The 19,437-nt window shown below is 59.3% G+C and carries 19 protein-coding genes; 7 read left to right on the plus strand and 12 right to left on the minus strand.

Annotation, left to right across the window (positions count from 1 at the left end; all coding sequences use genetic code 11):
- The first annotated feature begins 157 nt into the window (after positions 1-157).
- The 4 genes from B1C80_RS00585 to B1C80_RS00600 all read left to right on the plus strand — a co-directional run bounded on the left by B1C80_RS00585 (position 158) and on the right by B1C80_RS00600 (position 3,219).
- Positions 158-910 carry an intradiol ring-cleavage dioxygenase gene (locus B1C80_RS00585; protein WP_129600292.1) on the plus strand — a complete coding sequence of 251 codons (753 nt, stop codon included), beginning with the start codon at positions 158-160 and terminating at the stop codon, positions 908-910.
- The gene (locus B1C80_RS00590) at positions 910-1,767 is read left to right on the plus strand and encodes a vitamin B12 dependent-methionine synthase activation domain-containing protein (protein WP_077919107.1); all 858 of its coding nucleotides are present in this window, start codon (positions 910-912) and stop codon (positions 1,765-1,767) included. Before B1C80_RS00585 ends, B1C80_RS00590 begins: the two co-directional genes overlap by 1 nt.
- Positions 1,764-2,291: a hypothetical protein gene (locus B1C80_RS00595; protein WP_077919108.1), complete on the plus strand. Its 528-nt coding sequence runs from the start codon at positions 1,764-1,766 to the stop codon at positions 2,289-2,291. Before B1C80_RS00590 ends, B1C80_RS00595 begins: the two co-directional genes overlap by 4 nt.
- A gap of 73 nt (positions 2,292-2,364) precedes the next feature.
- Complete coding sequence (locus tag B1C80_RS00600; RefSeq protein WP_077919109.1) at positions 2,365-3,219, plus strand: universal stress protein; 855 nt, start codon at positions 2,365-2,367, stop codon at positions 3,217-3,219.
- On the opposite strand, the gene B1C80_RS00605 is transcribed toward B1C80_RS00600, so the two are convergent.
- Genes B1C80_RS00605 through B1C80_RS00615 form a run of 3 tightly spaced genes read right to left on the minus strand, consistent with a single transcriptional unit; the run spans position 3,214 to position 4,943 of the window.
- Positions 3,214-3,849: an FMN-binding negative transcriptional regulator gene (locus B1C80_RS00605; RefSeq protein ID WP_077919110.1), complete on the minus strand. Its 636-nt coding sequence runs from the start codon at positions 3,847-3,849 to the stop codon at positions 3,214-3,216. The genes B1C80_RS00600 and B1C80_RS00605 overlap by 6 nt on opposite strands.
- A gap of 18 nt (positions 3,850-3,867) precedes the next feature.
- Positions 3,868-4,329, minus strand: coding sequence for a GNAT family N-acetyltransferase (locus tag B1C80_RS00610; RefSeq protein ID WP_077919111.1), 462 nt, complete (start codon positions 4,327-4,329; stop codon positions 3,868-3,870).
- Positions 4,326-4,943: a pyridoxamine 5'-phosphate oxidase family protein gene (locus B1C80_RS00615; RefSeq protein ID WP_077919112.1), complete on the minus strand. Its 618-nt coding sequence runs from the start codon at positions 4,941-4,943 to the stop codon at positions 4,326-4,328. The genes B1C80_RS00610 and B1C80_RS00615 overlap by 4 nt, the downstream gene beginning before the upstream one ends.
- 86 nt (positions 4,944-5,029) lie before the next feature.
- On the opposite strand from B1C80_RS00615, the gene B1C80_RS00620 reads away from it, so the two are divergent.
- Positions 5,030-6,517, plus strand: coding sequence for a PLP-dependent aminotransferase family protein (locus B1C80_RS00620; RefSeq protein WP_077919113.1), 1,488 nt, complete (start codon positions 5,030-5,032; stop codon positions 6,515-6,517).
- A gap of 52 nt (positions 6,518-6,569) precedes the next feature.
- Here the strand turns inward: B1C80_RS00620 and B1C80_RS00625 are convergent, their stop codons facing one another.
- Both B1C80_RS00625 and B1C80_RS00630 read right to left on the minus strand, forming a co-directional pair.
- Positions 6,570-7,448, minus strand: coding sequence for an alpha/beta fold hydrolase (locus B1C80_RS00625; protein WP_077919114.1), 879 nt, complete (start codon positions 7,446-7,448; stop codon positions 6,570-6,572).
- 114 nt (positions 7,449-7,562) lie between these two features.
- Positions 7,563-8,423 carry a methylated-DNA--[protein]-cysteine S-methyltransferase gene (locus B1C80_RS00630; protein WP_077919115.1) on the minus strand — a complete coding sequence of 287 codons (861 nt, stop codon included), beginning with the start codon at positions 8,421-8,423 and terminating at the stop codon, positions 7,563-7,565.
- A gap of 165 nt (positions 8,424-8,588) precedes the next feature.
- On the opposite strand from B1C80_RS00630, the gene B1C80_RS00635 reads away from it, so the two are divergent.
- Positions 8,589-9,296 carry a DUF4292 domain-containing protein gene (locus B1C80_RS00635; RefSeq protein WP_077919116.1) on the plus strand — a complete coding sequence of 236 codons (708 nt, stop codon included), beginning with the start codon at positions 8,589-8,591 and terminating at the stop codon, positions 9,294-9,296.
- A 137-nt stretch (positions 9,297-9,433) separates the two neighbouring features.
- Positions 9,434-11,605, plus strand: coding sequence for a M28 family peptidase (locus B1C80_RS00640; protein ID WP_077919117.1), 2,172 nt, complete (start codon positions 9,434-9,436; stop codon positions 11,603-11,605).
- A 146-nt stretch (positions 11,606-11,751) separates the two neighbouring features.
- Here B1C80_RS00640 and B1C80_RS00645 read toward each other — a convergent pair whose 3' ends face one another.
- The 7 genes from B1C80_RS00645 to B1C80_RS00675 all read right to left on the minus strand — a co-directional run bounded on the left by B1C80_RS00645 (position 11,752) and on the right by B1C80_RS00675 (position 19,053).
- Positions 11,752-12,249, minus strand: coding sequence for a Rad52/Rad22 family DNA repair protein (locus B1C80_RS00645; protein ID WP_077919118.1), 498 nt, complete (start codon positions 12,247-12,249; stop codon positions 11,752-11,754).
- Positions 12,250-12,263: 14 nt separating this feature from the next.
- Positions 12,264-12,362 carry a type II toxin-antitoxin system RelE/ParE family toxin gene (locus B1C80_RS28940; protein ID WP_201723545.1) on the minus strand — a complete coding sequence of 33 codons (99 nt, stop codon included), beginning with the start codon at positions 12,360-12,362 and terminating at the stop codon, positions 12,264-12,266.
- Positions 12,363-12,513: 151 nt separating this feature from the next.
- Positions 12,514-12,720, minus strand: a complete 207-nt coding sequence (locus B1C80_RS00655; RefSeq protein ID WP_077919119.1) for a hypothetical protein — start codon at positions 12,718-12,720, stop codon at positions 12,514-12,516.
- Between the two features lie 217 nt (positions 12,721-12,937).
- Positions 12,938-15,613 (minus strand): DNA mismatch repair protein MutS, encoded by a 2,676-nt coding sequence (gene mutS, locus B1C80_RS00660; RefSeq protein ID WP_077919120.1) that lies wholly within the window; start codon positions 15,611-15,613, stop codon positions 12,938-12,940.
- 59 nt (positions 15,614-15,672) lie between these two features.
- Positions 15,673-16,665: a glycosyltransferase family 9 protein gene (locus B1C80_RS00665; protein ID WP_077919121.1), complete on the minus strand. Its 993-nt coding sequence runs from the start codon at positions 16,663-16,665 to the stop codon at positions 15,673-15,675.
- A gap of 15 nt (positions 16,666-16,680) precedes the next feature.
- Positions 16,681-18,303, minus strand: coding sequence for a hypothetical protein (locus B1C80_RS00670; protein WP_077919122.1), 1,623 nt, complete (start codon positions 18,301-18,303; stop codon positions 16,681-16,683).
- A 42-nt stretch (positions 18,304-18,345) separates the two neighbouring features.
- Positions 18,346-19,053 carry a hypothetical protein gene (locus B1C80_RS00675; protein WP_077919123.1) on the minus strand — a complete coding sequence of 236 codons (708 nt, stop codon included), beginning with the start codon at positions 19,051-19,053 and terminating at the stop codon, positions 18,346-18,348.
- Positions 19,054-19,437 lie beyond the last annotated feature (384 nt).

The raw sequence follows: 19,437 nt of genomic DNA on the forward strand, positions 1-19,437 counted from the left end.
TTTTTTGGGGGGTAGTTTTCCTACGTCGCACCCTGAGCAGGCTGGTCGGCACATTAGCCGCCTTGCTCTACACAAGGCGGAAACTGGGCAACGAAGCCGGGCCTGTAGACGTACTAGATGCAGAAGACGACACAAACCCGTCTGCCATCAGCGCTCTATGATCCCCAGCGAACCCATCTCCCGGCTGAGTTTTCTCCGCAAAGCCATTGCCAGCACGGTACTGACCCCGGCCCTGCTACAGTCCTGCTCCAGCCAGACGGAAATTACCCCTGGCGGTACAACAACCAACGGCTCTACCACGGGCGGCTCCACCACCGGCAGCTGCGTAGTAACCGATACCGAAACCGACGGCCCCTACCCGCTCTACAGCAGCCGGGGTTCGGCCCTGCAACGGGTCGATATCCGCGAGGGTAAAACCGGCCTTCAGCTCGACATGACCATGACCGTTAAAAACGTAAACAACAGCTGCGCCGTGCTGGCCAATGCCCGCGTCGACATCTGGTATTGCGATAAAGACGGGTATTATTCGGGCTATAGCAACTCGGGCTACCTGGGTACCCAGAACAATACCGGCAAGACCTTTCTGCGGGGCCTCCAGTATACCGATGCCAGCGGACAGGTAAAGTTTACGGGTATCTATCCTGGCTGGTACCAGGGTCGCGCTACGCATATCCACGTGCAGGTTTACGTAGACAATACCCTGAAGCTGACCTCACAGATTGCGTTTCCGGAAGACATCAACACGGCCGTCTATACTACCGATCTCTACAAAGCGCACGGACAGAACTCGCTCAAAAATTCCGGCGACAACATCCTCAGCGACTCCCTGGATAATGAACTCGCCACCGTTACCGCTAACAGCGCCACCGGTGGGTACAACCTGACTCATACCATCTACGTAAAAGCCTGATGATCGACTGGCCTGCGTTCAGCCCGTTTCCCAGCCGGTTTGTTGGCGTGTCGACCTTCGATGCCGCCGACACCGACCGGGTACGCACCTATCTGAACTGGAGTGAGCTGTTTCGGCAGTGGGAAATCCCGGTTCCGTTTCCGGACGCCCTCGACAGTCCGGACTGGGGCACAACGGCCCGCAGCTTACTGGCCGACGCCAACGCCCTGCTCGATGACTGGATTGCCGGTGGGCTGCTGCGGCCTGAGGTTACCTTCGGCGTCTGGCAGGCTTGGGCCGAAGGGGATCAGGTGATGATTCAGCCCCCTGGCGGAGGTGCCGTTCGGCTGACATTCCCCCGCCTGCCCGTGGCCGATGGTTCGTCATACTGCCTGGCCGACCTGATCAAGCCAGCCGCTCTCCTGACCACCGGCGAGTCGGACTACATCGGCGGGTACGCGGTCCGGCTCGACCAGCGTATCGGTACGGCCATTCAAACCTGGGCTGCTGCCGAAGACGACTACCGGGTGTTTCTGGCTACCGACCTCTGCGCGCTCTACCGATCGGCGGTGGCTGACTACCTGCATTACCGGCTCAGGCGGTTTATCTGGGCCTATTGCGACGACGATGATCTGAGCAATACCGACATCATCGAAGGCATACACCAGGGCATTCGGGTGTCGATCGGCGACTACGCCTGCTCCGGCCCGGTCGAGCGTTTCGGGCTGGCGGCCCTGCTGGGCCTGACGCCAGACATCGGTATCGTCAACGACCCCGCCAACCCGCTTTCGGCCGACTGCGGTTTTTTCTTTGCCCACCCCAGGGCCCGACATTTTCGGCCCCAGCCCGTCGTTAATCCGCCCATAGTCAACGCATGAGTAAAGCCCGCATCCGGCTGGCCTTCCGTCATCTCATCGACGCCGGGAGTGCCCGCTCCGAGTTCGAAAAGGTTGTTTTTGCCGACTCGTACCAGGAGTTTCGCCTGCAGGTACAGGCCTACAATCCCAACAACCAGTACACCACCTATCAGCAGGTTCGGGCCGCCGTTCCGCAGGCTGACCCCGGTCTGTCGGTTCGGGTCAGCTTCGCCATAGGCCTGTACGTAAACGAACTGAACAGACAGATTCCCGGGCTGGTCGACGCGATCGGCCAGCCGGTTTCGTTCGTCGAGCATCGGTTTACCCTGCTCGATTCGCACATCACCGACCGGAGCCAGCACCGGATCGCGCTCACCTACCTGACCGATTCGCTGATCTGGATCGACACGGTGGGTAATCACCTGCTGCTGAGCGCTATCGATCCAGCCGACAGCCCTGAGCCGGTCGATACGTTCCTGCTTCTGGTGCAGCCCAATCTGAGCATTTGTTCGTACCAGGCCAGCCCGTATTTGCCCACGGCTTAACAATCAGACAACACGGGTTTCGGGAAGGTTGCCCTGTTTTTTGTGTTTATTGCAGGAAACAACCTCTTCCACCATGAACACGATTCTGTTGCCTACCGACCTGAGCGAAGCCACCAATCAGGCCCTGAACTGGGCGCGCCTGCTGGCCAGCCACTACAAAGCCCGGCTTATACTCCTTCACGTGCAGCCCATGCCCATGCCCGACACATCGATGCCGGTCATTGGCGATCTGGGCGTGGGCACGACCGTGATGATGGATACCGAACCCGTTTATCAGGACCAGCTCACGAAGCTGGCCGGCCAGCTGGAAGCCGAAGGGCTCACCTGCCAGACCGACCTGCGCCGGGGTGCGGTTAAAGAAGCCATTCTGGAAGCCGCCCGCGAACACCAGGCCGACCTGATCGTAACCGGGCGCAGTGATCTGTCTTCGTTCTTCGACCGGCTCATTGGCAGCGAAGCCACCGGCATTGCCCGCGATGCCCACTGTCCGGTACTGGTCGTTCCCGCCGATCAGTCAGACGAAGCCCGGCCCGTATCGCTGCAAAAACTGGTCTTTACGACACCCCTCGAATTTGATCAGGACGATACATTTGCGCAGGCCGTGGCGCTGGCCCGGAGCTTCGGGGCTTCGCTGCGGGTGCTGCACGTACGCGCCAGCAACCAGCCGAACCTCAACGACGATGCCGAGATGACGGCCCAGTTGCAGGCGGTCTACGGTACCGAACCGCTCCCCGTCGATACCGTTGAGGCCAACACCGTAACGGGCGGTCTGGAAACCTACCTGAGCCAGCATACCGTCGATCTGCTGGTGATGACAACCCGCGAGCGCGACTTCCTGTCGGGCCTGCTCAACCCCAGCCTGACCAGCCGGATGGTGAAGCTATCGGACGTGCCGCTGCTGATTTATCAGGACAAAGGCGATTTATAACCGGTCGGGCGGCTGACGCCGGGCGGCCATTTCGTCGGCAATACGCCGGGCATTGGGGTCGCTCTGCTGCCGGAGCTGGGCTACGATGGCCGCATGGTTCTTATCGTCCCGGTTCTGGCTCAGTTTGGCGGCCCCCTCCAGGGTGTCGATGGTCATCTCGAACGCCACCACACCGCGCATCTCCCGGCGCACGTACGCTTCGGTCAGGCTATCGACCGATACCGGATGCTGGGAAGCGGCCTCGTAGCGATCTAGCTGTATCCGCAGCAGGGCCAGCGTTTCGTCGTCAGACAGGATGCGGGTCCGGCCGCTGGCTTGTACGGACAGATAGTTCCAGGTTGGCACGTTGTGATGATCGTACCAGGACGACGAGATATAGGCGTGCGGCCCCGAAAACACCACCAGCGCGGGCGTTTCCGGCACCAGCGTTTTCCATTGCGGGTTCGCTTTGGCCAGATGCCCAACCAGTTTATGCGGCCCGTCGGCACTAACCACCAGCTCGATGGGCAGATGTGTAGCCATGGGCATACCGTTTTCCCCGGTTGTGATGAACAGGGCGAAGCTATGCGCCTGCATAAACTGGAGCAGCCTCTCGGGATCGTTCTCCCGGTTGTGTTTATTGATGTACATAGGCGGTTATGGGGTACGTTACAGGCCCCGAAGCGCGTCCGGCTTCACGGTCATGTAATAGAGATCGAGTCCCGGCACCCAGTAGTCGGGTTGGGTATACTGCAGCTGGAAGCCGAATCGCTCGAAAAAGGCATACGCAACCTGCGAGGTGCGACAAACTAGTTCCGTTACCTCCGGATACTGCCGGATCGCCAGCAGGTTATACCGCATCAGTGCGGTACCTATACCGAGTCCTTTCAGCGCCGGATCGGCAAAAATCCAGACAATGTGCGCTTTCTGTTCGTGGAGCCGGATCGAGTGCCCGCAGGCGCCGACCACCCGGCCTTCGTGTTCGGCCACGACATAGGGCTCCTGGTAGGTAGTCAGAAAGTCGGTATACTCGGCTACTTCGCTCTCGCCGAAAGCGACCGGTACGTTTTTCCGGAACACAGCCAGCAACGGCTCCGTATCGGCAACCTGCCAGGGTCTGATCTGTATCATTGCAGATAGTCAGGTAAGGGCCTGTCGGAATCCTGGGGCACTGGCGCCAGCCGAACGGTTTGCATCGGCACGACTCCCGACCAGGTGGGCAGGTCCATGTCTTCCGGATCATCGGAGGGGCCACCGGTGCGTACCTTGGCCGATGCTTCGTGCAGCGAAAAAGCCAGCACCGTGGTTTTACGCATCTCACTATCGGTAGTCGGGCGCAGGTCAGCCCAGCGCCCCGGCACCAGGTGGTCCGTTATCAATGCCAGCGCTTCCATCCGTTCGGCTTCGTCGGTTACTTTCTCGGCCGTAGCGAAGATAACCACCGACCGGTAGTTTACCGAGTGATGAAAAGCCGACTTGGCCAGCACCAGCCCATCGGTCAGCATCACCGAAATACAGACCGGCGCCCCCGCTTCGATGGTCCGGATAAAGTGGCTCCCCACCGATCCGTGGATGTAGAGTTTGTCTCCTTTGCGGGCGTAGGCCGTTGGGATGGCCATGGGCTGCCCGTCAACGGCGTAGCTGACGGTACAGAACAAGGCTTCGTCCAGAATGGGGTGGATCGTTTCGGCGTCATAGTGAGCGCGTTTGGCCAGTCGGCTGGGGATAAGGCGGGATGTTGTCATGGCGGTATCAATCGTTTCTCTGGCAAAAGTCGTACTTTACCGGCCCGTACAAATCGTCCGGTTTATACAAAACAGCTAGTCCGGTTATGCTTCCTTTCAAGTCGCTGCTCGCCGTCGATAAAACAGCCGCCACGCCCGTCTTCGTCCAGCTGGCCGACCAGCTTCAGCAACTGATCCGGTCCGGCACCCTAACGGCCGGGCAGCGCCTGCCCGGCACCCGCCAGCTGGCCCAGCTGCTGGGTCTGCACCGGCAAACCCTGGTGGCTGCCTATGACGAGCTGCTGGCGCAGGGCTGGCTCGAAAGCCGGTCGGGCAGCGGCACCTTTGTTACGAGTCACGCCCTGGACAGCCGGCCTCAGCCCCTGGCCGACAGTCTCGCCCTGCCGTCGGTCCGGCATCAGCCCGGCTATTCGTTCGAGCCCCGCTCGTTTCTGGCCCGGCCGGTACTCACCAACCCGGGTGGCCTGCGGCTGGACGACGGTTTTCCCGACATCCGGCTGGCCCCCATGGACGAGCTGAGCCGCGCCTATCGGTCTTATTTCCGGTGGGGCAATCCGCAACAGCACTTCGGCTACGGCGACACCAAAGGCCACCCGCTCCTGCGCGAACAGCTGGCCCGGCACCTCAACGAAACCCGGGGCCTGCATACCACCCCAGACAATGTGCTCATTACCCGGGGCAGCATCATGGGCCTGCACCTGGCCAGTCAGCTGCTGCTCCGCCCCGCCGATGTGGTAGCCACGGGGCTGACTAGCTGGGCGGGTGCTACCATGAATTTTCTCAACACCGGCGCTACGGTACTGCCCGTTGCGGTCGATCAGCACGGGCTCAACACAGACCAGCTGGCCGACCTCTGCGACCAGCAGCAACGCCTGGGCCGACCGATCCGGATGGTGTACGTGACGCCCCACCACCACTACCCGACAACGGTTACCCTCCGGGCCGACCGGCGGGTACGGCTGCTGCAACTGGCCGGGCAGTATGGGTTCGTGATTCTGGAAGACGACTACGACTATGATTTTCACTACCTGAGCCGCCCCATTCTGCCACTGGCCAGCGCCGATCAGCGCGGCATGGTCGTATACGTGGGTTCGCTCACCAAGTCGGTAGCGCCTGCTTTTCGGGTTGGGTATGTCGTAGCGCCCACTGCCGTCATTACCGAGCTGGCTCAGCTCCGGCGCATCATCGACCGGCAGGGCGACCAGATGCTGGAGTTCGCCATTGGCCAGCTGATCAAAACGGGTGTGCTGAAACGCCATTTCAGGAAGGCGCTGCGTACGTACGAAAGCCGACGCGATTATTTCTGCCAGCTGCTCAGCACCGCCCTGCCCGAGGCCGTACAGTTTACCCGGCCCGATGGCGGTCTGGCCGTCTGGGCTACGTTCGACCCGGCCATCGACATGGCCAGTCTCGCCGAACGGGCCCGACAAACGGGGCTGTCCATAGCCAACGGGTTGTTTCATAATCCGCCGGGGCAACTACTCAACGGCACCCGACTGGGGTTTGCCTCGAGCACAGAAGCCGAGCTGGAGCAGGCGGTGGCCCTGCTGAAACAAGCCGTGAACAATCGGTAACCGGTTGTCAGCCTACCAATCATTGATCCGGGTAGGCCCTGGGTTGGTTTATCTAGCCGGCAGCAATCAGCGCCGTAACCGCGTCGGCCTCTTCGTGCTGAACCCAGTGGGTAGCATTCTCGAAAAACACCAGCTGGCCGCTGTCGCACAGGTCAATGCTCGGCTGCGCCATCTCCCGCTTCAGAAACCGATCCCGGGCGCCCCAGATCAGGAGGGTCGGTACCCGTATTCGGAGCTGGGTGTTTCGCTTTGGCGGGTGTTGCAGCGCGGCCCGATACCAATTGATCATGGTCCGCAGAGCGCCCCCGCCCTGGCTCCAGGCAGCCCGGTACTGATCCAGATCGGCATCGCTGAACGTACCCGGCCGGCTGCTGCTACGCATGGTCCGGGCCAGCATAGCCCAGTTGTTCAGCCGGGAAATGGCTTCAGGGAGCCACGGTATCTGGAAAAAACCGATGTACCAGCTCCGCAGCATCTGCCCCGGGTCGCGGCTCGCCATTTGTTTCATCACCCCCGGATGCGGTACGTTCAGCACGACCAGCCGCTCGACCCGCTCCGGCGCGGTGGCCGCTACCCACCAGGCAACGGCCGCGCCCCAGTCGTGTCCGACAACGATAGCCTTCTGCCGACCGGCTGCGTCGATGAGCGCGACCACATCAGTCGCCAGGGTATCGATGGTGTAGGCGTCGATACCGGCCGGTTTGTCGCTGAGGTTATAGCCCCGCTGATCGGGCACCCAAACGCGGTAGCCGGCCTGAGCCAGCGGCCCGATCTGTTGTTTCCAGCCAAACCAGCATTCGGGGAAGCCGTGTAGCAGTACAAGCAGGGGGCCATCGGCCGGACCCGCCTGCACCACGTGAAGCCGAACCGGTTGGCGTGCACCCGGCTTGGTAACTTGTATTGTATGATGTTCCAGATCGTAAACAGCCATACCCAACTAACCAGCAAGGATCGGACCGTGTTTAATCGGGTTAACGCCAGGCCCGGTCGGCAACCGGTCGTAAGCCCGAGTCAGCAACAGGCTGCGATCCGGTCGGCCCTGGATTCAGTCGGCGTCGGAAGCGGTCCGGGCGGCTTCCCAGCCAACCATGGCCTGCTTGCGGTCGGCGCCCCAGCGGTATCCGCCAAAGAGTCCGGTTTTTTTGATGACCCGGTGGCACGGAATCAGATATCCGACCGGATTGTTCCCGATGGCCGTGCCGACCGCCCGCGAGGCCGTGGGCTGCCCGATGGATGCGGCAATCTGGTCGTAGCTGACCAGGCGTCCTTCCGGAATCCGCAGCAGCGCTTCCCATACTTTTAGCTGAAAGGCCGACCCGCGCAGTAAGACGGACAGCGGTTTTTGCAGCTGACCATCTGCCGTCGTGACTCTGAAAATCGGATCGGCCAGGGGCTGGAGGGCGGTCGGGTCGTGGTACAGGCTCGCTTCGGGCCAGGCAGCCCTAAGTAGCGACTCAGCCGACGGTCCCGTTTCATCCAGGAACTGCAGTACCGCTATTTTTCCGTTGATGGCCCCGAGCACATAGTCACCGAACGGACTTACAAACCGGCCGTACTGCAGCCGAAGCCCGGCTCCGGCCTGCCTGAACTGGCCCGGGGTAACTCCTTCCAGGGTAACGAACAGGTCATGCAGCCGGCCCGTACCCGACAGGCCCGCATCGTAAGCCGTGTCGGCCAGCGGGCTACCCTGCCGCAGTTGCTGCCTGGCGTGTTCGAGCGTCAGGTACTGGCTGAACTTTTTGGGGCTCACCCCGGCCCATTCCGTGAAGAGTCGCTGAAAGTGGAACTCGCTCACGTTGGCACGGCTGGCCAGTTCGGCCAGCGTGGGCCGGTCGCGGTAGGTAGCCGCCAGCAGCTCAATTGCCTGTGCCATCTGCTGATAGGTGTAGGTGCTGTTCGTGTTCATGAATTTGTTGTTCAATTGACCCTTACAAAGGTCGGGATAACCCCGCCCCAGGCCAACCCGATTCTTGCGGACTTGCTCCCCGAAACTGGTATCCACTTATCACAAACCGGTCAATTTTTACGTTCTTAATTTAGTATCTTTGGATACGTTAACGCTAATTTCTACATGAAAAAACAACTGATTGCCTTCGTTGCCTTCGTGGCAGTGCCGGCCCTCGCGTTGGCACAAACGGCCGACGAAGTGATTGATAAACACCTGGCTGCGCTGGGTGGGGCAGACAAGGTCGCTGCCATCAAAACCCTCGACGTAGAGCAGTCTATGTCGGTCATGGGTAACGAACTGACGGCTAAAAGTACGTACGTCGTTGGTCAGTCGATGCGCAGCGACGTATCGGTGATGGGTTCGCAGATAACGACCGTATTCGACGGCGACAAAGGCTGGATGATCAACCCCATGCAGGGCGGCACGACCCCGCAGGATATGCCCGCCGAGGCCATGAAAGCGGCCAAGAGTGGTACCGAACCGCAGATGATGCCGCTGGCTTACGTCAAGAGTGGCAAATACCCCTACGAACTGGTCGGCAAAGAAAAATACAAAGACAAAGACGTGTTTAACCTGAAGGTGAACCGGCCCGAAGGCGTTTTCAACTATTTTGTCGATGCCACCAATTACCAGCTTGTCGGCATGAAAGGCACAACGCCCCAGGGTGAGATTACGGCTTCGTTCTCCGACTACAAAACGACCGACGGGCTCACCATTCCGTACGGTAGTGAAATAACCTCACCGATGGTGCCCGCCCCGATCACCGGCAAAATCACCAAGATCACCTTTAACGCCCCGGTCGACGCGACGATCTTTGCCAAACCCAAATAAGATCAGCCAGTTAGAGATTTCAGTCACCGAAGCCACCTCCCGATGGGGTGGCTTCGGCGTTTTCACGGGCTGCGTATTTTCCGGCTTTTGTTTTCTGCCTATCTTATGCCTGAATCGTAACCAAACGACCTGACTGTATGAAACCAACCGCTTTACTTGTCCTTACGCTCGCCACCGGCCTGTCGGCCAGCGCCCAAACCCTGAGTGGGTTCGTACCGGCGCGGCAGGAAGCCCAGCAGAAGCTCGAAACCGAATTCAAGACCAAACAGTCGCCGGCTGCCTTCAAGGCGCATCTCGAAAAGTTAAGCAGCGTGCCCCACATTACGGGCTCGCCCGAAAACGAACGCGTCCGCGACTACATTGCCGAAACCATGCGCAAAGCGGGCTGGCAGGTCGACATCTACCCGCACGATGTGATGCTTCCCAAAGGCCCCGGCGAGATTGCGGTCGAGCTGGTCGAACCCGTTCGGCAGCCGCTCAACATCCGCGAGTTCATTTATCGGGAAGACAAGTACGCCAGCGACCCGCGGCTCACCCCCGGCTATAACGCCTGGTCGGGTTCGGGCGACGTGACGGCCGAAGTCGTTTACGCCAACTATGGCCGGAAAGAAGATTTCGAGCAGCTCAAAGCCATGGGCGTTTCGGTGGCCGGCAAGATCGTGCTGGCGCGGTACGGCGGCAACTTCCGCGGGTATAAAGCCCAGTTTGCGCAGGCCGCCGGGGCTGCGGGCGTGCTGATTTTCACCGACCCGGCCGATAGCGGCTACATGCGGGGTCTGACCTTTCCCGAGGGGCCGTTCTATTCGGAGAGCACGATCCAGCGCGGCTCGCTGCTGACGGTTCCCTATACCGGCGATCCGCTCACCCCCGGCGAAGCGGCCCTGCCCATGGATGCCAAAAACACGCCCAAACGGCTGGCCGAGAAAGATGTCGCCTTCCATAAAATTCCGGTAACGCCCCTCCCCTACGGATCGGCCGTTGAAATTCTGAAGCGCATGACCGGCACCCGCCCCGTACCCGGCGGCTGGCAGGGTGGCCTTCCGTTTACCTACCGGCTGGAAGGCGGCAACGCCCTGCGGGTGCGGCTCATGGTGAAGCAGGAACGGTCTATCCAGCGCATCTACCAGGTTGTCGGCACGCTGACGGGCAGCGAATTTCCCGACGAATGGATCATTGCGGGTTGCCACTACGACGCCTGGAGCTTCGGGGCTACCGACCCCAACTCGGGTACAGCCATGCTGCTGAGTATGTGTGAGTCGTTCGGAAAACTGGCCAAAACAGGCCAGCGGCCCCGGCGCACGATCAAGGTCTGCCACTGGGATGCCGAAGAGCCGGGCGTCATTGGCTCGGCCGAATGGAGCGAGCAGTTCCGCGATGAGCTGACCCAGAAAGCCGTGGCCTACATGAACTACGACGCAGCCGTATCGGGCCGCACCTTCGGAGCCTCGGCCTCGCCCAGCCTGAAAAAGCTGATCATCGAAGCTACCCAGTCGGTGCAGTACCCCGACTCGAACAAGACCGTTTACCAGCACTGGATGGGCCACAAAGCTGCGGGCAATCCCACCCGCGTTACGGGATCGAGCGCACCGGCCGTACAGGATGGCGAGCCAACCATTGGTAACCTGGGCGGAGGGTCTGACCACATCGGTCCGTACATGCACGTGGGCATACCCGCCCTGAGCGCCGGTATGGAAGGCCCGACGCTGTACCACTCGCAATACGACGATCTGTATTTCTACGACAAGTTTGCCGACCCGACCTACAAAATGGGTCCGATGATGGAGCAGGTAGTGGGTACGATGACCTTGCGACTGGCCAACGCCGATCTTGTTCCCTACGATGTGGCCCGCTATCCGAACGACCTGACCGTTCACCTCAAAGCCGCCGAACGGGCCATCAAAGCCTACGCGCCGACCTATACCATTCAACCCCTGCTCGACGCCGTCACCGAGCTAAAGAAGAGCGCCGATGCCTGCGAGGTGGCCCGCCAGAACTACCTAAAAACCGGCCGTACCGACAAACTGGTCGACCTGAACCGCGAACTTCGGCTGCTGGAGCGGGCCTTCATCGACCCCAAAGGCAATGCGTTCGGATCGTGGTACCGGTCGCTCTACGCATCATCGGACCCCAACAGCGGCTACGCGTCCTGGATGCTGCCGGGCTTACTCTACGAAGCTTCGCTGAAATCGACGGCCAACCTGCCCGAGCTGGAAATGCGCTACAAGAAAGCGATCAACACCTTAAGTGAGAAATTACTGGCCCTGTCGCAGGGTATGGGTAGCCCGGCCAGCGTAGGCGGAGGGAAATGAGCTCATTTTCCTAGCCGCGGCTATTGATTAGCCCCCAGACAAAAACCGGCTTTTGGGGTAAACGTGCGCCAACAGGTAAGCAGGTGCACGTTTACCCCAAAAGCCGGTTAAGCAATTCAGGATCGAAGAACTGGCTTAAACAGCGTTTACGCTTTGGCCGGCTTGGCGTGTTCGGGTTTGAGCACGACCACATCGCGAACGACCCCACCCGCGTTGATTTTATCGACCATCTTGTCCAGCAGGGGCGTGGCCCAGTTGGGAATATATTTATCGGTTGTTTCGATGAACACCTTCGGGAAGTCATAGAGCGCGCGGCCCAGCCCGAACTGTACGGCGCACCGCTTCATGGCATCGCTGATACCGCCCTTGATGGGTTCGATGCCGGTACGGCTGGCGCCATCGGTTTTGCGAACAATCTCGCCACCGGGCAATACGGCCGTGATGGTGCACAAAAACCCCCCTTCTATTTCGCGGATTTCGTTCTGCCAGCCCGCCCAGCCGAACTGATCGTCGAAACGTTGCATCACGCAGCGGTTGGTAATGTAAGGCACGACAATAATCTTTTGACCATCTTTGGTCTGGCTCTGCACCCGCCATTCAATTTCGTGCGTCGTGAGCGGAGCCGTGAGTACGTTCAAGTCCATTGGTTGTTGTTTACTTAGTCATAAATATTCCGCCGATGCCCAACGCCAATTACGTTAACCGTTAACACATCGTCGTGAATGTCGTAAATGATGCGATAGTCACCTTTTCGCAGTCGCTACCCGGCCCGCCCTTTCAGCTTTTTAAAACCGTCCGGACGAGGGTCAGCGGCTAACAGTTCGATCGCGTCAAGCAGTGTTTCAGCCACTGAATCGGGCAACTTATCCAGCTGTTTCTGGGCAGTCCGGGTCAATACGATTGCATACTCAGTCATTCGACGGCTGTCGTTTTTTGCGATAATCGGCCAGCGAACGAGTCGGCTCCTGTCGCGCCTTCACTTCATCATAAAGCCGAATGTCATCGAGTTCCTCCAGGTCATCCAGCACCTGTTGCCATTGCTGAATCAGCAAAACAACCGAGACTCGCTTCCCCTGCTCGTCGGTAATATACTGGGGGTGCAGTGTCTTGTTCATCTGGTTAGGTTTGATTTGATGTAAGCTTATGCTTTTCAGGAAGATTGTTTACCAAAGCACTGGGTTGCTTCCAATTGTATACTCCCTTACCAATCCAGGATGGTGACGCACCAACCTTTGTACTGACCAGTAACCACTCCATTGTTTCATCGTGCGAAAATAAATAGCACCCTGTCCAGTCAGCCATAGAAAGACACATCCGCATCTCTTTGCTACATCACTCGGCCAGTTTCAGCAGTTCGTTGAGTTTCAGCAGCGCTTCGATGGGGGTCAGGCGGTTGACGTCGATGGCCCGGAGTTTTTCACGGATGGCTTCGGAGCGCGGGTCGCCGGCTTCGATGATGCGGAGGGCCAGCTCGCGCTCCTGCGGTACGGCCTCGCGGATTTTCTCCTTGTTGTTTTCCCGAACGTGGGAGGCCTCCAGCTGCTTCAGGATTTCGCCCGCCCGGTTTACCACCTGCGCGGGCATACCGGCCATCTGCGCCACGTGAATACCGAAGCTGTGCTCAGACCCGCCTTCTTTGAGCTTGCGCAGAAAGATCACCTTATTGCCCATCTCCTTCACCGACACGTTGTAGTTGCGGATGCGCGGGTTATCGACAGCCAGGTCATTCAGTTCGTGATAGTGGGTCGCGAAGAGGGTTTTGGGCCGGCAGTCGGTCTTGTTGTGGAGGTATTCGGTAATGGCCCACGCAATCGACACCCCGTCGTAAGTGCTGGTGCCGCGCCCGATCTCGTCCATCAGGACCAGACTCCGCTCGCTGAGGTTATTCAGGATGCTGGCCGTTTCGGTCATCTCGACCATGAACGTGCTCTCGCCCCTCGACAGGTTATCCGACGCACCGACACGGGTAAAGATCTTGTCGACCAGTCCGATCTCGGCCAGGGAAGCCGGCACAAAACTGCCCGACTGGGCCATGAGCACGATCAGCGCCGTTTGTCGCAGCAGGGCCGATTTCCCCGCCATGTTGGGGCCGGTAATGATGATGATCTGCTGGGTTTCGTCGTCGAGGTAAATATCGTTCGGGATGTAGGGCTCGCCGGGAGGCAGCTGCTGCTCGATAACGGGGTGGCGCCCGTCTTTGATGTTAAGCACCTTGCTTTCGTTCATCTGCGGCCGGACGTACTTGTTCCGAACGGCTACCCGCGCAAACGAGGAGAGCACATCCAGCACCGACAAAACACGGGCGTTCTGCTGAATGGCCCCTACGTACTCACCGGCGGCCATGATCAGATCGGCAAACATGCGCGACTCGATCTGAAAAATCTGCTCCTCGGCGTTCAGAATCTTTTCTTCGTATTCTTTCAGCTCGGGCGTGATGTAGCGTTCGGCGTTGACCAGCGTCTGTTTCCGGATCCAGTCGTCGGGCACCCGGTTTTTGTGGGCGTGGGTCACCTCCAGGTAGTAGCCGAACACCTTGTTATACGCCACTTTGAGCGAGCTGATGCCGGTACGCTCTACTTCCCGCTCCTGGAGCTGAAGCAGATAATCTTTACCCGAGTAGGCAATGGCGGTTAACTCATCCAGCTCGGCGTTGATGCCCGGCTTGATCATGCCGCCCTGGTTAGACAGGGTGGGCGGATCTTCGCGCAGTTCGGCTTCGATCCGGTCGATCAGGAAGGCGACCGGGTTGAGCTGGTCGGCGTATTTCTTCAGCGACGCCGGATGAAGCCCCGGCGACTCGGACTGGCTCAGCGCCGTGATCAGCATCTCCTTGATCGGCAACACGTGTTGCAGCGACCGTTTCAGCTGCAGCAGCTCGCGCGGGTTTATCCGCCGAACAGCTACTTTGGAGACGAGCCGCTCCAGATCACCGATTTGCCGGAGGTGGCTGACCATGGTATCGGCCAGTTCGATATCCTCGACCAGCAGTTCGACCATGTTGAGCCGCTCGTCGATCAGTGCTTTTTCCTTGAGAGGCAGGCTTAGCCACTTCCGGAGCAGCCGCGCGCCCATGGGGGTTACGGTCTGGTCGAGGATCTGGATCAGCGGAACGCCCCCCTCCTGCTGCGCGGCTGTCAGCTCGAGGTTGCGGATGGTAAACCGGTCGAGCCAGACGTAACGGTCTTCTTCGAGTCGGGTAACGCGGGTAATGTGCTGCAGGTCCTTGTGCTCCGTCTCGTTGAGGTAGTGCAGAATGACCCCGGCGGCAATAATCCCGTCGGGCATGCCTTCGATACCGAACCCTTTCAGCGAGGTGGTCTGGAAGTGCTGCTTCAGGAAGTTGTAGCCGAAATCGTAGGTAAAGGCCCAGTCTTCGAGCGTATAGGTATGAAATTTATCGCCGAAGAGCGCGCCGAACTCCTGCCGGTTGCGCTTGCAGTACAGCACCTCCGACGGGTTGAAGCTTTGGAGTAGTTTATCGATATAGGGCCCGTTGCCCTGCGAGGCCAGAAACTCGCCGGTCGAAATATCCAGAAAAGCCACGCCAAACACATCGTCGGTCTGTCCGCTGCCGGCCTTACCGAAGTGAACGGCCGCCAGGTAGTTATTCCGGCGGGTATCGAGTACGTTATCGTTGAAGGAAACGCCGGGCGTAACGAGTTCAGTAACGCCCCGCCGGACAATGCCTTTGGCCAGGGCCGGGTCTTCGAGCTGGTCGCAGATGGCTACCCGCTCGCCCGCCCTAACCAGTTTGGGCAGGTGGGTATCGAGCGAATGGTGCGGAAAACCCGCCAGTTCTTCGTTCGCTCCGCCGTTGTTCCGCTTGGTCAGGGTAATGCCCAGAATCTTACTGGCTTTCACGGCATCTTCGCCGAAGGTCTCGTAAAAATCACCGACGCGGAAGAGCAGCAGCGCACCGGGATATTTGGCCTTAATCTGGTTGTATTGGCGGTTGAGGGGGGTTTCTGTTTTCCTGGATTGTGGCTTTGCTGCAGTGGCTGTCTTCACTAGTTTCGGGCTGTTGTCGTAAACAAAAATAGTGATTTTTCGGGGGAAAACCGAATTGTTTACGCGATCCGCTCGTGGCTCAGCTCGGGCATGGGCACGGCCAGATTCAGCTCGTTCATGCAGCGAAAATGCCCCTGCGGACAACGCGCCGAACCGATCTTCGAGCAGGGGCGGCAAGGCAGATTCGGCACCTGCAGGGATACGTGCGGAGTCTGATAGGGATACATGCCCAGCTCGGGGGTAGTGTTGCCCCAGAGGGCGTAGACCTTCTTCCGGAACGCTGCCGCCACGTGCATCAGACCCGTGTCGTGACTGAACACCACCCGGGCCTGCTGCACCAGGGACGCCGACTGGCTGAACCGGTACAGGCCGCAGGCGTTGTAAACCCGGTCGGGACCGAGCGCCTGCTCAACAGCGGCTCCGGCCTCCCGGTCTTCGGCCCCGCCCAGCAACACCACCGGGTAATCGATGTGCTGCACCAGCTCGATCATTCGCGATACCGGTAGTCGCTTGGTGGCGTGTTGCCCACCCATGGCATAGGCTGCGTAGCCGTACCGGTGGGTTGCCGGGAGCTGGTCCAGGCTTAGCCGGTCGGCGTCGGGGATGAAATAATCGAGCCCTCCGCCGTCATTGCTGACGCCCAGCGGGACTACGGTGTCCAGGTAGCGGTCAACGATATGCCGGTCGGGCAGGCAGTTGACTTTCCAGCGGACGTATAGCCACTTCCGCCAGTTGAGTTTGTCGACCGTATAGGCCGGCTTCCCCAGCGCCAGCTTCACGGCCCGGGTCCGCAGGTTGTTGTGCAGATCGATGACCAGGTCATAGTCTTCGGCCCGCAGCTGACGAATCAACGCGGCCAGGCTATCGTCCAGGTAATAGCCTTTGTCGATATAGGGATTGGGCCCGATCAGCGCCGAGTAGGCCCGTTTGGTGGCGTAGTGGACCAACAGGCCGGGCAGTTGCTGCTTCAGGCAACGCACAACCGGACTCGTCAGCACGATATCGCCGATGGATGAAAACCGCAGAATCAGGATTTTTGTGGGGCGTGCCATACTCAGAGAATCCGTTTACTTGCAGTACATGGGCGCGTTGATATCCAGTTTCCACTCGGGCTTGTCGACCAGGTAATTGTTCTGCCGCAGGGGCCAGGTAGCTCCGCCGTCGGTGCTGGCCCGAAAATCGTACCGCTGCCCGATCTTCAGTTTGTACGAGGCTACCTTGCGTTGCGTACGGGTGGCCGTAATCAGCTCCCGCCAGTTTTCTTTGCCGGTTTCGCTGTACTGGGTCCGGATCTGGGCCGGCAGGGCCGACTCGTCGAGGGTGGTTCCTTTGGGGCATTCGAAATCGAATGACAGGTTCATGACCGGCGGTACCGGCAGCGACGCCAGGCTGACCGCAATGGGTGACGGATCGCAGGTTTCGCCTGCCGCCGACTCGGCCATCAGCCCCCCCTTGGCGCCTTTGCCCCAGGCGTCGGTTTCGTCGTAGATCCGCAGTTTCAGCTGCCGCCCGCTCGGCTGGCCCGACACTCGTATAGAGGCCCCGTTGTTCACGTTCGCGTAGAAGTTGCTGATGCGCTGACCGGTAGTGGCGTCAATCAGTTCGCAGCGGTAGTTGACATCCACATTGGCCAGCTTGCTGTTTATGGTAAAAACGGGCCCCAGGTCGCAGACCGACTCCGTCCAGGTGGCCACGTAGGCGGCTGTTCGGCTGGCCGTGGCGCGGTACTCCAGCCGGCTGTTCTGGCTGTTTCGTACGATAACTCCCGGGGTTTCCTGCTGCCAGCGGTTGGTAAAGGCATCGTAGCTGTAGAGCGGAATCGAGTCGCCAGGCTGTACGCGCCGGCCGTTGCTGCCGTTGATGGTGGCCGGGTTGATATCCATGGTCAGGCGGGCCGGTTGCGACAGGCCGTGGGCCAGCAGATACGCTTCGTTATAGATCTCCAGCGTTAGCGAGCCCGCCAGCGAGGTTACCCGCAGGCTACCCGGTGCCGGTCCGCCGTTCTGTCCGTGTACGTTGGAGAGTATACCGCCCCCCGGCACCTGGCTGGTCACATCACCGGCGCGGGTGTGGGTCTGTAACACCTGCATGGTCAGCTTCCCCCCCACGGCCTGCCCATCCCGATCGGTCAGGCGGGTACCGGCCGGCAGGCTGACCGACGCCCGGTCGGCGTCGGCGGTCAGGCCGGTGGTGGTGAGGCTGAAGGGCGCCGTCAGGGTACCGTCAGTACCGGCCTGTCCGGCCAGGCGGGCGGGCGTCAGGGTGCGGGGTGGCTTACTGAGGCTGATTTGCCGAATCACCCGCGTTACCCGCCCCGGCCCGGTTTGTACGATGGGCTGCACGATCGTCATATACCCTTCCGCTTCGACGACGGTAGTAAACCGGAACGGCGCCTGCGCCGACAGGGTCACCAAAGGCGACGGCGCCAGCAGCAACACCCCGTCAGGATTGATGCGGTAGCGGGTTGTGTTGAGGGTGGTAACGACCTGAGCCGCGTTCGGGCCAGCCAGCGTAATGCGATTATCGGTTGGCCGCGGGTTACCCGCCGGATCGTAGAGTCGTACCTCGACGACCCCGATCTGGATAGGGTCTTTGACCCGCAGCTGAACCCCGTCTAACGGGTTCTGGCAGGTAAGCAGGCCAGCAGCCAGACCAGCACATAAAAGAGAGGATAGCCGACGTATAGTCATGAGTTGAGTTGGATTGCAGTCGTGTCCGCAGCTAACAGTGTATCAACGGCTCAGCCGGTAGCCGACGCGCAGGTTCAGCGTGGGCAGGTAGCGGTAGTGGCGCAGGTTACGCTCGACCACCGGAATCTGCTCCGACAGGTTAGTCGTTTCCAGAAATCCTTCGTACTTCAGATCGATGCGGGGCTTACCCAGGTAGAATAGCCCCATTTCGAATCCGACGCCGACCCGCTTGCGGGGAATTACCCGCCCGAACCCCCAGCCTACATAGCCTACCACCGGACTCCAGCGGATAGCCAGGTCGATCGTACCCACATCTTCGGGGGTCAGCTCCAGCCCGCCCAGGTTCAGCTTCGTATCGGCCGTAGCCACCACGCCCAGATGCGGATGCCAGGAGTACCCGACCCCGCCCGCCAGGAAAAACGACCCCCGCCGGAAGGGATGCCAGTTGAGCCCGGCCTGGGCAATACCGATCATGAAATCAGGATCTACGGTCAGGAACGAGTTAGGTGCCGTTTCGATCTGGATAGGCTTCCGGTAGGCAATGTACTGGCCGCGGATCACCAGCGCCAGGCGATGCGGCTGGCTCAGCGTGCGGGCGTAAAAAACGCCGGGGCCGGTGGTGGTGAGTTGTATACCCAGCGACTGGCTGTTGAGGCCTTTCGCCAGTGAATCTGAAGACGACTGACAGTAGCCTGCCCCTACAGACAGGCTAAGACCAATGCTCAGGAGATACTTGTGCAGGGTATACATAAGATCTAATAGGCTTAGATCAAATTTATGTAAGCATAATTACAGTAACAAGTACTATAACATTTAATCGGGTTTATTCTGTTTAAAATACAATTTTAACCTGATCACTATCTTAAATGAATATATGTATATTTAAAACATAGACTTTATCGTTAAAATTCAATAACTGGACAAAACCAATATATTCAGATTTTAATTAATTGAAAATCAAATACTTACAAAACTGACTTTTTTGTCACTAAAGCGCTTTATTTGACAGCTAATTGTACTGATCCTCAGCACAATCGGGAGTAAATCGCTGACATACAAGCGATATTACTTTTCCATACAGTTGTATAATTAATTAACTGAACTCTTGTTTCGTAAATATAGTATTTACTATTT

The sequence above is a fragment of the Spirosoma sp. 209 genome, from assembly GCF_002006735.1.
Taxonomy (GTDB): domain Bacteria; phylum Bacteroidota; class Bacteroidia; order Cytophagales; family Spirosomataceae; genus Spirosoma; species Spirosoma sordidisoli.

Bases quoted from the DNA above. Each gene is read 5' to 3' on its own strand.
- B1C80_RS00615 (WP_077919112.1), bottom strand. From the start codon at position 4,943: ATGACAACATCCCGCCTTATCCCCAGCCGACTGGCCAAACGCGCTCAC.
- B1C80_RS00610 (WP_077919111.1), bottom strand. From the start codon at position 4,329: ATGATACAGATCAGACCCTGGCAGGTTGCCGATACGGAGCCGTTGCTG.
- B1C80_RS00655 (WP_077919119.1), bottom strand. From the start codon at position 12,720: ATGAACAAGACACTGCACCCCCAGTATATTACCGACGAGCAGGGGAAG.
- B1C80_RS00675 (WP_077919123.1), bottom strand. From the start codon at position 19,053: ATGTATACCCTGCACAAGTATCTCCTGAGCATTGGTCTTAGCCTGTCT.
- B1C80_RS00630 (WP_077919115.1), bottom strand. From the start codon at position 8,423: ATGAACACGAACAGCACCTACACCTATCAGCAGATGGCACAGGCAATT.
- B1C80_RS00625 (WP_077919114.1), bottom strand. From the start codon at position 7,448: ATGGCTGTTTACGATCTGGAACATCATACAATACAAGTTACCAAGCCG.
- B1C80_RS00590 (WP_077919107.1), top strand. From the start codon at position 910: ATGATCGACTGGCCTGCGTTCAGCCCGTTTCCCAGCCGGTTTGTTGGC.
- B1C80_RS00605 (WP_077919110.1), bottom strand. From the start codon at position 3,849: ATGTACATCAATAAACACAACCGGGAGAACGATCCCGAGAGGCTGCTC.
- B1C80_RS00595 (WP_077919108.1), top strand. From the start codon at position 1,764: ATGAGTAAAGCCCGCATCCGGCTGGCCTTCCGTCATCTCATCGACGCC.
- B1C80_RS00585 (WP_129600292.1), top strand. From the start codon at position 158: ATGATCCCCAGCGAACCCATCTCCCGGCTGAGTTTTCTCCGCAAAGCC.
- B1C80_RS00600 (WP_077919109.1), top strand. From the start codon at position 2,365: ATGAACACGATTCTGTTGCCTACCGACCTGAGCGAAGCCACCAATCAG.
- B1C80_RS00670 (WP_077919122.1), bottom strand. From the start codon at position 18,303: ATGACTATACGTCGGCTATCCTCTCTTTTATGTGCTGGTCTGGCTGCT.
- B1C80_RS00645 (WP_077919118.1), bottom strand. From the start codon at position 12,249: ATGGACTTGAACGTACTCACGGCTCCGCTCACGACGCACGAAATTGAA.
- B1C80_RS00640 (WP_077919117.1), top strand. From the start codon at position 9,434: ATGAAACCAACCGCTTTACTTGTCCTTACGCTCGCCACCGGCCTGTCG.
- B1C80_RS00635 (WP_077919116.1), top strand. From the start codon at position 8,589: ATGAAAAAACAACTGATTGCCTTCGTTGCCTTCGTGGCAGTGCCGGCC.
- B1C80_RS00665 (WP_077919121.1), bottom strand. From the start codon at position 16,665: ATGGCACGCCCCACAAAAATCCTGATTCTGCGGTTTTCATCCATCGGC.
- B1C80_RS00620 (WP_077919113.1), top strand. From the start codon at position 5,030: ATGCTTCCTTTCAAGTCGCTGCTCGCCGTCGATAAAACAGCCGCCACG.